At 60.7% G+C, this 12381-nt stretch carries 12 protein-coding genes; 8 read left to right on the top strand and 4 right to left on the bottom strand.

Annotated elements, in window-relative coordinates; all coding sequences use genetic code 11:
* Positions 1–18 precede the first annotated feature (18 nt).
* Positions 19–732, bottom strand: coding sequence for a UTRA domain-containing protein (locus LIY36_RS09285; protein ID WP_017734819.1), 714 nt, complete (start codon positions 730–732; stop codon positions 19–21).
* Positions 733–1140: 408 nt separating this feature from the next.
* Between LIY36_RS09285 and LIY36_RS09280 the strand changes: the two genes are divergently transcribed.
* The 6 genes from LIY36_RS09280 (at position 1141) to LIY36_RS09255 (ending at position 6422) form a co-directional block, all read left to right on the top strand.
* Positions 1141–2217, top strand: a complete 1077-nt coding sequence (locus LIY36_RS09280) for an ABC transporter substrate-binding protein (RefSeq protein ID WP_226455497.1) — start codon at positions 1141–1143, stop codon at positions 2215–2217.
* A 109-nt stretch (positions 2218–2326) separates the two neighbouring features.
* Positions 2327–3133 (top strand): alkaline phosphatase family protein, encoded by an 807-nt coding sequence (locus tag LIY36_RS09275; protein ID WP_226455496.1) that lies wholly within the window; start codon positions 2327–2329, stop codon positions 3131–3133.
* A complete protein-coding gene (locus LIY36_RS09270; protein WP_192301215.1) occupies positions 3130–3966 on the top strand; it encodes an ABC transporter permease in 837 nt (278 codons plus the stop codon). The genes LIY36_RS09275 and LIY36_RS09270 overlap by 4 nt, the downstream gene beginning before the upstream one ends.
* Positions 3953–4753, top strand: coding sequence for an ABC transporter permease (locus tag LIY36_RS09265; protein WP_192301214.1), 801 nt, complete (start codon positions 3953–3955; stop codon positions 4751–4753). The genes LIY36_RS09270 and LIY36_RS09265 overlap by 14 nt, the downstream gene beginning before the upstream one ends.
* Entirely contained in the window at positions 4750–5739 is a 990-nt protein-coding gene (locus LIY36_RS09260; protein WP_192301213.1) for an ABC transporter ATP-binding protein, read from the top strand. Before LIY36_RS09265 ends, LIY36_RS09260 begins: the two co-directional genes overlap by 4 nt.
* A gap of 29 nt (positions 5740–5768) precedes the next feature.
* Positions 5769–6422, top strand: a complete 654-nt coding sequence (locus LIY36_RS09255) for an HAD family hydrolase (protein WP_226455495.1) — start codon at positions 5769–5771, stop codon at positions 6420–6422.
* 144 nt (positions 6423–6566) lie between these two features.
* On the opposite strand, the gene LIY36_RS09250 is transcribed toward LIY36_RS09255, so the two are convergent.
* Positions 6567–7529 carry a zinc-binding dehydrogenase gene (locus LIY36_RS09250; RefSeq protein ID WP_226455494.1) on the bottom strand — a complete coding sequence of 321 codons (963 nt, stop codon included), beginning with the start codon at positions 7527–7529 and terminating at the stop codon, positions 6567–6569.
* A gap of 138 nt (positions 7530–7667) precedes the next feature.
* On the opposite strand from LIY36_RS09250, the gene LIY36_RS09245 reads away from it, so the two are divergent.
* Both LIY36_RS09245 and LIY36_RS09240 read left to right on the top strand, forming a co-directional pair.
* Positions 7668–9749 carry a carboxy terminal-processing peptidase gene (locus LIY36_RS09245; protein ID WP_226455493.1) on the top strand — a complete coding sequence of 694 codons (2082 nt, stop codon included), beginning with the start codon at positions 7668–7670 and terminating at the stop codon, positions 9747–9749.
* A 118-nt stretch (positions 9750–9867) separates the two neighbouring features.
* Positions 9868–11637 (top strand): bifunctional diguanylate cyclase/phosphodiesterase, encoded by a 1770-nt coding sequence (locus tag LIY36_RS09240; protein ID WP_226455492.1) that lies wholly within the window; start codon positions 9868–9870, stop codon positions 11635–11637.
* Here the strand turns inward: LIY36_RS09240 and LIY36_RS09235 are convergent.
* Together LIY36_RS09235 and LIY36_RS09230 are read right to left on the bottom strand one after the other, a co-directional pair.
* On the bottom strand, positions 11634–12005 hold the full coding sequence (locus LIY36_RS09235) for a hypothetical protein (protein ID WP_005786715.1): 372 nt from the start codon (positions 12003–12005) through the stop codon (positions 11634–11636). The genes LIY36_RS09240 and LIY36_RS09235 overlap by 4 nt on opposite strands.
* A complete protein-coding gene (locus LIY36_RS09230) occupies positions 12002–12340 on the bottom strand; it encodes a helix-turn-helix domain-containing protein (protein ID WP_192301208.1) in 339 nt (112 codons plus the stop codon). Before LIY36_RS09230 ends, LIY36_RS09235 begins: the two co-directional genes overlap by 4 nt.
* Positions 12341–12381 lie beyond the last annotated feature (41 nt).

Here is a 12381-nt window from a genome sequence, read left to right as displayed (position 1 = left end):
ATCCAACTGTGGCGAGGGTCACACCACATCCACGCCCACGTGGATCGCATCATGCCGCCAGAACTCCAGGTCACAATCGATCAACCGCTGGTGCTGGTCATAATTGACCCGGGCAATGCGCAAGCCGGGGCTGCCCACCGACACACGCAACGTCGCGGCAGCCTCCACCGGCAGTGACGTCGGCACGATTTCAAAGCGCACCCGCCCGTAGTGCAGGTCGTACTTGCGGGCATACAACTCGGTCATCGACTGATTCAAATCGCAGTCCAGAATCCCCGGGAAATACTGTGGGTTCAGGTAGTGCTCCACATACAGCACCAGGCGCCCGTCGATCCGCCGACCCCGGCAGATCTGGATCACACTCGACAACGCCGGCAACTGCAACCACGCACACACCGCCGCCGACGCCGGCTGCAAGCGCGCCGAGATCACTTCGGTGGACGCCACCCGCCCCTGGTCGCTGACCATCGCGTGAAAGTGGCTACGCTGCATCAGGTTGTAGGCCAGCCGTGGCGGCGAGACAAACCAGCCACGGCGTTCTTCACGATAGATCTGGCCCTGGGCCTCCAGTTGTAACAAGGCTTCCCGCACCGTGATCCGGGTGGTACCAAACAACTCGCTGAGCTTGCGCTCGGCCGGGAGTTTGCTGGCGGGCGGCAACAGGCCGTGGTCGATCTGCTCTTGCAGCGCCAGGCCGATGGATGTCACCGCCTTGATTGCCTCATCACGCATCAACGTTACCTATCTGGACTAGACCAGCACCGTTCGGGTGCAGAAACCGCGCTGTATTTGGGCTGTTGCAGTTGCATGTCAGCCTAGGCATTGCAGATGACCGACAGATGACAGTCCGTGTCAGCCCCGCGCAGAACACCCTGCAATACATCGGCCAAGTCCAATCAATGCGGGCACCTGGGCATGGTCTACGCTCACTCTGAGCGCAGCGACATCAGCGATTTAAAAACGACATCGACATGAAACTGTCATCCACCGGGCCTAAATTGGCTCAGGTATTGCTGACCTAGACCAACTGGGGCGATTCATCACTGATTTCTTGGGACGCGCCCCAAGAAATCAGTGATGAATCGCCCCCCGCAATCGTTCATAAAAACGCAGCGTTGATAACGCCCAAAGGAGCTTCGGATGAAACAGCTTTTCCTGGCATCACTGTTAGGCTCGACCATTGCCATGTGCACCGCCGCCATGGCCGCTGATACCGATCTAAAAACCCTTGAAGCCGCCGCGAAAGCGGAAGGCGCCGTCAACAGCGTCGGCATGCCCGATGACTGGGCCAACTGGAAAGGCACCTGGGAAGACCTGGCCAAGACCTACGGCCTCAAGCACATCGACACCGACATGAGCTCGGCCCAGGAAATCGCCAAGTTCAAGGCAGAGAAAGACAACGCCAGCGCCGACATCGGCGACGTCGGCGCGGCCTTCGGCCCGATTGCAGTGAAGCAGGACGTGACCCAGCCGTACAAACCGTCCACCTGGGCGCAGGTGCCGGATTGGGCCAAGGACAAAGACGGTCACTGGGCCCTGGCCTACACCGGCACCATCGCGTTTATCGTCAACAAGAAGCTGCTGCACGGCTCTGAAGTGCCTACCAGCTGGGCTGACCTGCTGACCGGCAAGTACAAGGTTTCCATCGGTGACGTAAGCACTGCGGCCCAAGCGGCCAATGGTGTGCTGGCGGCGGCCATCGCCAACAAAGGCGACGAAAAGAACATCGCCCCAGGCCTGCAGTTCTTCACCAAGATTGCCCAGCAAGGTCGCCTTGGCCTGTCCAACCCGACCATCGCCACCATGGAAAAAGGCGAAGTCGAAGTGGGCGTGGTCTGGGACTTCAACGGCCTCAGCTACAAGGCCAAGATGGCCAACCCGGATGACTACGTGGTGCTGATCCCATCCGACGGTTCGGTGAAATCCGGCTACACCACCATCATCAACAAATACGCCAAGCACCCGAACGCCGCCAAGCTGACCCGCGAATACATCTTCAGCGACGCCGGCCAGCTCAACCTGGCGAAGGGCAATGCGCGCCCGATCCGCGCTGAAACCGACCTGAAACTGCCGGCCGAAATCGCCAAGAACCTGATCCCGGGCGAGCAGTACACCAAGGCCAACCCGCAACCGATCAAGGATGCCGACGCCTGGGAAGCGACTGCCAAGAAGCTGCCACAACTGTGGAACGAGCAAGTCATCGTAGAGATGAAATAACAGACCTGAAATGCGGTCGGTGTGGGAGCTGGCTTGCCTGCTCCCACAATTTGGTCCGGTTGTGTCAGAGAAATTGAGTCAAGCCTACTGTTGCGGAGCGCCTCCCCCCATGAAGCACAATGTCATCCTTGTCGTGCTCGACGGCCTCAACTTCGAGGTTGCAAGGCACGCCATGGGGCACTTGCAGGCCTATGTCGGCGCAGGACGCGCAGCCCTCTACAAGCTGGAATGTGAACTGCCCGCCCTGTCCCGCCCGCTGTATGAATGCATACTCACCGGCGTGCCTCCGATCCAGAGCGGCATCGTCCACAACAACGTCTCGCGCCTGTCCAACCAGCGCAGCATTTTCCATTACGCCACCGATGCCGGTCTGTCCACCGCAGCGGCGGCTTACCACTGGGTCAGCGAGTTGTATAACCGCACCCCCTTCCTCGCCGCCCGCGACCGTCATACCGACGACAAGGCACTGGCGATCCAGCACGGGCATTTCTACTGGCATGACCACTACCCAGACTCCCACCTGTTTGCCGACGCCGAAAGCCTGCGCCGCAAACACGCACCGAACTTCCTGGTGGTGCACCCGATGAACATCGACGACGCCGGCCACAAGCACGGCCTTGACACCCCGCAATACCGCAACAGCGCACGCTCGGCTGACATTATCCTGGCCGATTACCTGCAAGCCTGGCTCGACGCCGGCTACCAAGTGCTGGTGACCGCCGACCACGGCATGAACAACGATCGTTCCCACAACGGCCTGCTGGCGCAGGAACGCGAAGTGCCGCTGTTTGTCTTCGGCGATGCCTTCAGCCTGGACCCCAACGCCACGCCGAAACAGACCGACCTGTGCGGCACCGTCTGTGAACTTCTGGGCGCGCCCCACGACAAACCTGTCTGCCGGGAGCTGTTGAAATGACCCGAGGCAAATGGTTGGCGCTGCTGTGTCTGGTGCCCTTCGCACTGTTCTTTATCGTGTTCGAAATCGCCCCGCTGGTATGGGTGCTGATCAACAGCCTGCAAACCGAAGAGGCCGGCTGGGGCATGGAAAACTTCGTGCGCATCTTCAGCTCGAAGTTCTACCTGCAAGCCATCCAGTTCAGCCTGGAAATCAGCTTCTACTCCAGCATATTCGGCATCATCATCGCCACGCTGGGCAGCTACTCGTTACGCCGGGTGGATTCGCCACTGCGCAATTTCGTCACCGCTTTCGCCAACATGACCAGCAACTTTGCCGGTGTGCCCTTGGCGTTCGCGTTCATCATTTTGCTCGGTTTCAACGGCAGCATTACGATCATGCTCAAGCAGGCGGGGATCATTCAGGACTTCAACCTGTACTCCAAGACCGGCTTGATCATCCTCTATACCTACTTCCAGATTCCCCTGGGAGTGTTGCTGCTGTACCCGGCCTTCGATGCATTGCGCGAAGACTGGCGTGAGTCGGCTGCACTGCTTGGCGCGAACGGCTGGCAGTTCTGGCGGCATATCGGCCTGCCGGTGCTCACCCCGGCCCTGCTCGGTACGTTCGTGATTCTGCTGGCCAACGCCCTGGGCGCCTATGCAACGGTGTATGCCTTGACCACCGGCAACTTCAACGTGCTGCCGATCCGTATTGCCGGGTTGGTGTCCGGCGATGTGTCCCTCGACCCGAACATGGCCAGCGCCCTGGCCGTGGTACTGGTGGCGCTGATGACCGTGGTCACGGTGGTCCATCAACTGCTGCTCAAGAGGAGCTACCATGTCTCGCGCTGAAGCCGGCCCGGCCTCCCTCTACCACCGCGTGGTGGTGTATGTGTTGTTTGCGATCCTGGTGCTGCCGCTGGTGGGCACCTTTGTCTACTCCATCGCCAGCAGTTGGTCGGCGACCATCCTGCCTGCCGGTTTTACCCTGAAGTGGTACGTGCAGTTATGGAGCGACCCGCGCTTTCTGATGGCGTTCGGGCAGTCGCTGCTGGTGTGCGTCGGCGCGCTGATCCTGTCGGTGGTGCTGATACTGCCGCTGCTGTTCGTGGTGCACTACCACTTCCCGAAACTCGATGCGCTGATGAACATCCTGATCCTGCTGCCCTTCGCGGTGCCGCCGGTGGTGTCGTCCGTGGGCCTGCTGCAACTCTACGGCTCCGGGCCGCTGGCGATGGTCGGCACACCGTGGATCCTGATCGGTTGCTACTTCACCGTCGCCCTGCCGTTCATGTACCGCGCGATCACCAACAACCTGCAAGCGATCAACCTGCGCGACCTGATGGACGCCTCCCAACTGCTCGGCGCCAGCACCTGGCAGGCGGCGATCCTGGTGGTGCTGCCGAACCTGCGCAAAGGCCTGATGGTGGCGCTGCTGCTGTCATTCTCGTTCCTGTTCGGCGAGTTCGTGTTCGCCAACATCCTCGTCGGCACCCGCTACGAAACGTTGCAGGTGTACCTGAACAACATGCGTAACAGCAGCGGCCACTTCACCAGTGCCGTCGTGATCTCCTATTTCTTCTTTGTGCTGGTGCTGACCTGGGCCGCCAATATCTTGAACAAGGACAAAAGCCAATGAGCTTCGTCAGCGTCCAACACCTGCAAAAAGGCTACGCCGGCACCCCGGTATTCAGTGACATCAACTGCGAGATCGCCAAGGGTGAGTTCGTCACCCTGCTCGGCCCGTCCGGTTGCGGCAAGTCCACGCTGCTGCGCTGCATCGCCGGGCTGACGCCGGTGGACAGTGGCAAAATCCTGCTGGATGACCAGGACATCGTCCCGCTGAGCCCGCAGAAACGAAACATCGGCATGGTGTTCCAGAGCTATGCGCTGTTTCCCAACATGACCGTGGAACAGAACGTCGCCTTTGGCCTGCGCATGCAGAAGGTCAACGCCGACGACAGCCACAAGCGCGTGCAGGAAGTGCTGCAACTGGTGGAACTCAAGGACCTCGCCGGCCGCTACCCGCACCAGATGTCCGGCGGCCAGTGCCAGCGCGTGGCCCTCGCCCGCTCCCTGGTGACCCGCCCGCGCCTGCTGTTGCTGGATGAGCCGTTGTCGGCGCTGGATGCACGGATTCGCAAGCACCTGCGCGAACAGATCCGCCAGATCCAGCGCGAACTGGGCCTGACCACGATCTTCGTGACCCATGACCAGGAAGAAGCCCTGACCATGTCCGACCGCATCTTCCTGATGAATCAGGGCAAGATCGTCCAGAGCGGCGACGCCGAGACCCTCTACACCGCGCCGGTCGACGTATTCGCCGCCGGATTCATCGGCAACTACAACCTGCTGGATGCCGACAAGGCGACCCAACTGCTGCAACGTCCGATCAACAGCCGCATCGCCATTCGCCCCGAGGCCATCGAGTTGAGCCGCAGCGGCGAACTCGACGCCCTGGTACGCAGCCACAGCCTGCTGGGCAATGTGATCCGCTATCGCATCGAGGCGCGCGGCGTGGAACTGGTGGTGGACGTGCTCAACCGCTCGGCCGACGATCTGCATCCGGACGGCCAGCGCCTGGCACTTTCCATCGACCCAAGCGCCCTGTGTGAAGTAGCCTGACGCAACGATTTACTGAGAGAGCACGACCGATGGCATTGGTAATTTTTGATCTGGACGACACCTTGATCCACGGCGACTGCGCCACCCTGTGGAGCGAGCAGATGGGCCGCCTGGGCTGGGTCGACCCGGCGTCGTTCATGCGCAAGAACAACGAACTGATGGACGCCTACAGCCAGGGCGAGCTGAAGATGGAAGACTACATGGACTTCAGCCTGGAGCCGATGATTGGCCGCACACCGGCGGAAATCGAGCACCTGGTAGAGCCTTGGGTCGAGGATGTGATCGAGCCGCTGATCTACAGCGACGCCACCAGGGCCATCGCCCGTCACCGCGCAAATGGCGACCGGATTCTGGTGATCTCCGCGTCGGGCACCCATCTGGTCCAGCCTATTGCAGCGCGGATCGGCATTGATGAAGTGCTGGGTATTGAACTGGAGGTCAGTCATGGCGTGTACAGCGGGCGAACCGTGGGCGTACTGACTTATCGCGAGGGCAAGATCACGCGTTTGCTGGAGTGGCTGGAGCAGGAGGGCGAGACGTTGGAGGGGGCGTATTTCTACTCGGATTCGCGTAATGATCTACCGTTGCTGTTGAAAGTGGATCATCCGCAAGTAGTGAACCCCGATCCAGTATTGCGCGCCCATGCGGAACAAGCTGGCTGGCCCATCCACCACTGGATCTGATCACACCCTGCCGAATTGAAAACCCAATCAACTGTGGGAGCTGGCTTGCCTGCGATAGCGGTATATCAGTGAAGAATTCTTCATCTGACACACCGCTATCGCAGGCAAGCCAGCTCCCACATTGGTTGCATTCCAAGTTAAAGATCAGGCCAGCGTCTCATCGATCACCAACACCAGCTTCCCGGAAATCTGGTTGGTCGCCAGCTCGGCAAACGCCGCCTCGGCATCCTTGATCGGGAACGTCTTGGCCAACTGCGGGCTCAGGCGCCCCTCGACAAACAACGGCCATACATGTTGGCTCAGGTCGCTGAACAGGCCAGCCTTGAACTGATCACTGCGACTACGCAGGGTCGAACCCAGCAATTGGATGCGCTTGCCAAGCACCTGGGCCAGGTCCAGCTTGGCCTCGCGACCGCCCATCAGGCCGATCAACACCCAGCGACCATCCAGGGCCAACAGCTTGAGGTCAAGGGCCGCATAGTCGCCGCCCACCGGGTCGAGAATCACATCGAACGGCCCGAAATCCCGCAGCCCTTCTATCCCATCCGTACGTACCACGCCGCCTTGGGCACCCAGAGCTTCGCAGTACGCCAGGCGCTCGGCCGAGCCCACGCTGACCCAGCACGGGCTGCCAAATGCCTTGCACAGCTGGATCGCCGCGGAGCCCACGCCACTGGCGCCTGCGTGCAGCAAGACTTTTTCACCGGGCTTGAGGCCCGCCAACTGGAACAGATTCAGCCACGCCGTGCTGTACACCTCAGGCAACGCTGCCGCCTCGATCAGCGACAGCCCCTCCGGCACCGGCAATACATGGCGCGCATCCACCACCACTTCTTCGGCCATGCCACCCCCGGCCAACAGCGCGCAGACGCGGTCACCGACCTGCCAGGACGAGCCCGCCCCCACTTCACTGATCACCCCGGAACACTCCAGGCCCAGCACTGCACTGGCACCCGGAGGGGGCGGATAAAGCCCCGCACGCTGTAATAAATCGGCGCGATTCAGGCCCGCTGCCGACACACGAATGCGAACTTGGCCTACATCGCAGGTAGGACTGGGTTCTTCCAACCACTCCACGTGACCGTCAACGCCTTGCAATGCTTTCACAGTGCCTCCATAGTGAGTCTGGACTGAGCCCGTAGCAGTAGCGCCGGGCTTTTTGCATTATGCGACCGGACCATATGGAACCGGCTCCCTCAAAGACGGCCTAATATGCGTTATCAATTGCCCCCGCGTCGAATCAGCATGAAGCATTTGTTCCCAAGCACCGCCCTCGCTCTTTTCATTGGTCTCGGCTTCGCGTCGATGTCGACCAATACGTTCGCAGCCAACAGCTGGGACAACCTTCAGCCGGATCGCGATGAGGTGATTGCCAGCCTTAACGTCGTCGAGTTGCTCAAGCGCCATCACTACAGCAAGCCGCCGCTCGACGACGCTCGCTCGGTGATCATCTATGACAGCTACCTCAAGCTGCTGGATCCGTCGCGCAGCTACTTCCTGGCCAGCGACATCGCTGAGTTCGACAAGTGGAAGACGCAGTTCGACGACTTCCTCAAGAGCGGCGACCTGCAGCCCGGCTTCACCATCTACAAGCGTTATCTGGACCGCGTCAAAGCGCGTCTGGACTTCGCCTTGGCTGAGCTGAACAAAGGCACCGACAAGCTCGACTTCACCGAGAAGGAAACCCTTCTGGTGGACCGCAAGGACGCCCCTTGGCTCAAGACCACCGCAGAACTGGATGACCTGTGGCGCAAACGCGTCAAGGACGAAGTGCTGCGCCTGAAGATCGCCGGCAAAGACCCCAAGGCGATCCAGGAACTGCTGACCAAACGCTACAAGAACCAGCTGGCGCGCCTGGACCAGACCCGTGCCGAAGACATCTTCCAGGCCTACATCAACACCTTCGCGATGTCCTACGACCCGCACACCAATTATCTGTCGCCAGATAACGCGGAAAATTTCGACATCAATATGAGTCTGTCCCTGGAAGGCATCGGTGCCGTCCTGCAAAGCGACAACGACCAGGTGAAGATCGTGCGCCTGGTGCCGGCAGGCCCGGCGGACAAGACCAAGCAGGTCGCCCCGGCCGACAAGATCATCGGCGTGGCCCAGGCCGACAAAGAGATGGTCGACGTGGTCGGCTGGCGCCTGGACGAAGTGGTCAAGCTGATCCGTGGGCCGAAAGGCAGCGTGGTGCGCCTTGAAGTGATTCCACACACCAATGCGCCAAACGACCAGACCAGCAAGATCGTGTCCATCACCCGTGAAGCGGTGAAGCTCGAAGACCAGGCCGTGCAGAAGAAAGTCCTCAACCTCAAGCAGGATGGCAAGGACTACAAACTGGGCGTGATTGAGATCCCGGCGTTCTACCTGGACTTCAAGGCGTTCCGTGCTGGCGATCCGGACTACAAGAGCACCACTCGCGACGTTAAGAAAATCCTGACAGAGTTGCAGAAGGAAAAAGTCGACGGCGTGGTCATCGACCTGCGCAACAACGGCGGCGGTTCCCTGCAGGAGGCCACCGAGCTGACCAGCCTGTTCATCGACAAGGGCCCGACCGTGTTGGTACGCAACGCCGACGGCCGTGTCGACGTGCTCGAAGACGAGAACCCGGGCGCCTTCTACAAAGGCCCGATGGCGTTGCTGGTCAACCGCCTCTCGGCCTCGGCCTCGGAGATTTTCGCCGGCGCCATGCAGGACTACCACCGCGCGCTGATCATCGGCGGCCAGACCTTCGGCAAAGGCACCGTGCAGACCATCCAGCCGCTGAACCATGGCGAGCTGAAGCTGACGCTGGCCAAGTTCTACCGGGTTTCCGGGCAGAGCACCCAGCATCAGGGCGTACTGCCGGACATCGATTTCCCGTCGATCATCGACACTAAGGAAATCGGCGAAAGCGCCCTGCCGGAAGCCATGCCGTGGGATACCATCCGCCCTGCGATCAAGCCAGCGTCCGACCCGTTCAAGCCATTCCTGGTGCAGTTGAAGGCTGACCACGACACCCGCTCCGCCAAGGATGCCGAGTTCGTGTTCATCCGCGACAAGCTGGCCCTGGCCAAAAAGTTGATGGAAGAAAAATCCGTCAGCCTCAACGAAGTCGACCGCCGCAAGCAGCATGCCGACATCGAGAATCAGCAACTGGTGCTGGAAAACGTCCGCCGCAAGGCCAAAGGCGAAGACCCGCTCAAAGAGCTGAAGAAAGAAGATGAAGATGCGCTGCCGGCCGAGGCGGAAAAAACCAAGCCGGAAGACGACGCCTACCTGGCCGAGACTGGCCGGATCCTGCTGGACTACCTGAAGATCAGCAAGCAGGTGGCCAAGCAGTAAATGATGGCAATTTAATGTGATGGCGACCCGAGCTGTCATCATATAGACATCATTCTGTCGTGAAATGAAGGACCGTCGGCTCACCGCCCGCGGTCCTTTTTTTTCGATCGAGATCGCCATGACCATGACCGAACAGCTGAATGCATTGGGCTCAATCCTGGCTCAAGGCAGTTTGCACAGCCTGTTCCAACCGATCATCTGCCTGTCCGAACGACGCATCCTCGGCTATGAGGCCCTTAGCCGTGGCCCCTCCAACAGCCCGCTGCACTCCCCTGTCGCGCTGTTCTCGGTGGCTAGCCAGGCGGGGCGTCTGAGCGAATTGGAAATGGCCTGCCGCGAAAGCGCGTGCCGGCGCTTCAGCGAACAGAAACTGCCGGGCAAGCTGTTCCTCAATATCTCCCCGGAGTCCTTGATGGAGACGGCGCACCAACCCGGGCGCACCCTGCAATTGCTGCGCGACTATGGCATCCCACCGAGCCAGGTGGTGATCGAGCTCACCGAACAGACCCCCACCGACGATTTCGACCTGCTGCAAACCGCATTGCATCACTACCGCAACATGGGGTTCTCGATTGCCCTGGACGACCTCGGCGCCGGCTATTCCAGCCTGCGCTTGTGGTCGGAGTTGCGTCCGGATTACGTGAAGATCGACCGGCACTTTATCGACGGCATCCATCAGGATGCGCTCAAGCGCGAGTTTGTCGGCTCGATCCTGCAAATCGCCAAGGCCTCCCGCGCCCAGGTGATCGCCGAGGGCATCGAGTTGCCGGAAGAGCTGGCGGTGCTGACGGAGATGGGCGTGGACCTGGTGCAGGGCTATCTGCTCTGTCGTCCCCAGGAAAATCCACCGCAGGAACCACGCCAAATGCTGCCCAGGCCCGACAGCGCCAACGTGGCCCTGAGCGACGAAGGCAGCGACCTCAGCGCCCTGCTCAACGAACAACCTGCCGTGGACCAGGACACCGCCACCGCCCAGGTGCTTGAGGCATTTCGCCGCCAGGCCAACCTCAACTCCCTGGCGGTGCTTGATGGCCGCGGGCATCCGGTGGGTATCGTGCACCGGCATTCGCTGTCGGATGCGCTGCTCAAGCCGTTCGCCACCGACCTGTTTGCGCGCAAGCCCATCAGCCGCTTGATGAGCAGCGACTTTCTCGCGGTGGAGTTGAGCCAGTCGCTGCAACAGGTCAGCCGCCTGCTGACCAGCCGTGCACGGCAGCGTATCGAAGAAGATTTCATCATTACGCTCAACGGCGATTACCTGGGGCTGGGCCGCGTGATCGACGTACTCAAGCTGATCACCGAGCTGAAAATCCAACAGGCACGCTACGCCAACCCGCTGACGTTGCTACCCGGCAACGTACCGATCCAGCAATGCCTGACGCGGTTGTTGCAACAACAACGGGAGTCGGTGATCTGTTACGTGGATATCGACAGCTTCAAGCCGTTCAACGACATCTACGGCTATGGGCGTGGCGATGAAGTGTTGCTGTGCCTGGCCCAGTGCCTGAACGACCGGGTCGACGCCAGCCGCGACTTTGTCGGGCATATCGGCGGAGATGATTTCTTGCTGGTACTGGGGCCGCAGGATTGGCGCAAGCGGCTCAACCAACTGCTGGATGACTTCCACACCCAATGCAGGCGCTTCTACCGTGCCGAGCACCTCGAGGCTGGCTGCTTCGTGGCGTTGAACCGCCAGGGCGTACGTCAGGAGTTCGCGTTACTGTCGCTGTCCATCGGCGTGGTGCATTTATATCCACAGGCCTGTGGACAACTCGATGCCAGCCAATTGGCGGAGTTGGCGTCGCAAGCCAAGCACCATGCCAAGGACGTGGCCGGCTACAGCATCCATGTGATCGACAGCATGGACGCGCTGCCCCAGGCGCTTTAGGCCTCGGCAGATTCCGGGTATTCGTACTCGAATACCCGCACCACTTCCGAGGCATGCCAGGATGCCGCGGCCACGCCATCGGACGGCCCGCTGAAACGCCCCAGGCGCTCCACACATTCAAAGAAGCCGGTACGCGGCAGGCGGCTCGCACCCTGGCTGATCACCAGGGAACTGCGCAACGGCTGCTCGGCCTTGGCGTCCAGCGCTGCCAGGTGTTCCAGGGCGGCGGCCAGGGTTTGCATGGCCGGCGTGGGGAATTGCAGGCGCTCCAGCAGCGCGCGGTACGTCAGCAGATGGCGCTGGCGGCGCGCCTGGTCCAGTTCGTTGAGTAACCCATCCCAATGTTGACGGCTGATACGTAGGCTCAAGATTCATCCCTCCAACCTGCAACGCCCAATTCCCAGGCCAGGCTGCGGCGGATCGCGGCATCCGGCTGGCGTTCACCACTTTCGATCAATCCAAGATACGACGGGCTGATGCCCACGGTACGGGCCAGGGCCTCGATTGCCAGGCCCTTGGCTTCGCGCAAGCCGCGCAGGTCTGCGAGCGGGCGCAGATCCGGGACGGCGGCTTGGGCAGTAGAAACGGGGGGAGGTGTAGCGGGTTGTTGCTGACCGGCAGCTTTCAGCAGCGCCTGGTATTGATCCCAAGGCAACACCGCGTATTCGGGTTCGCCATTGCGTGAAATTATCTGAATATCCATGACTGCCCCGTAGGATAACAACACTTACTAAGTAAGCTCTT

This window comes from Pseudomonas sp. AF03-9 (assembly GCF_020515815.1).
Classification (GTDB): domain Bacteria; phylum Pseudomonadota; class Gammaproteobacteria; order Pseudomonadales; family Pseudomonadaceae; genus Aquipseudomonas.
The sequence above is the reverse complement of the archived record's forward strand: the minus strand, read 5'-3'. Positions and strand labels throughout refer to the sequence as shown.

Excerpts from the sequence above, each read along its gene's own strand:
- LIY36_RS09240 (WP_226455492.1), top strand. The coding sequence starts at position 9,868 with ATGACCATGACCGAACAGCTGAATGCATTGGGCTCAATCCTGGCTCAA.
- LIY36_RS09260 (WP_192301213.1), top strand. The coding sequence starts at position 4,750 with ATGAGCTTCGTCAGCGTCCAACACCTGCAAAAAGGCTACGCCGGCACC.
- LIY36_RS09255 (WP_226455495.1), top strand. The coding sequence starts at position 5,769 with ATGGCATTGGTAATTTTTGATCTGGACGACACCTTGATCCACGGCGAC.
- LIY36_RS09275 (WP_226455496.1), top strand. The coding sequence starts at position 2,327 with ATGAAGCACAATGTCATCCTTGTCGTGCTCGACGGCCTCAACTTCGAG.
- LIY36_RS09230 (WP_192301208.1), bottom strand. The coding sequence starts at position 12,340 with ATGGATATTCAGATAATTTCACGCAATGGCGAACCCGAATACGCGGTG.
- LIY36_RS09285 (WP_017734819.1), bottom strand. The coding sequence starts at position 732 with ATGCGTGATGAGGCAATCAAGGCGGTGACATCCATCGGCCTGGCGCTG.
- LIY36_RS09270 (WP_192301215.1), top strand. The coding sequence starts at position 3,130 with ATGACCCGAGGCAAATGGTTGGCGCTGCTGTGTCTGGTGCCCTTCGCA.
- LIY36_RS09265 (WP_192301214.1), top strand. The coding sequence starts at position 3,953 with ATGTCTCGCGCTGAAGCCGGCCCGGCCTCCCTCTACCACCGCGTGGTG.
- LIY36_RS09245 (WP_226455493.1), top strand. The coding sequence starts at position 7,668 with ATGAAGCATTTGTTCCCAAGCACCGCCCTCGCTCTTTTCATTGGTCTC.
- LIY36_RS09280 (WP_226455497.1), top strand. The coding sequence starts at position 1,141 with ATGAAACAGCTTTTCCTGGCATCACTGTTAGGCTCGACCATTGCCATG.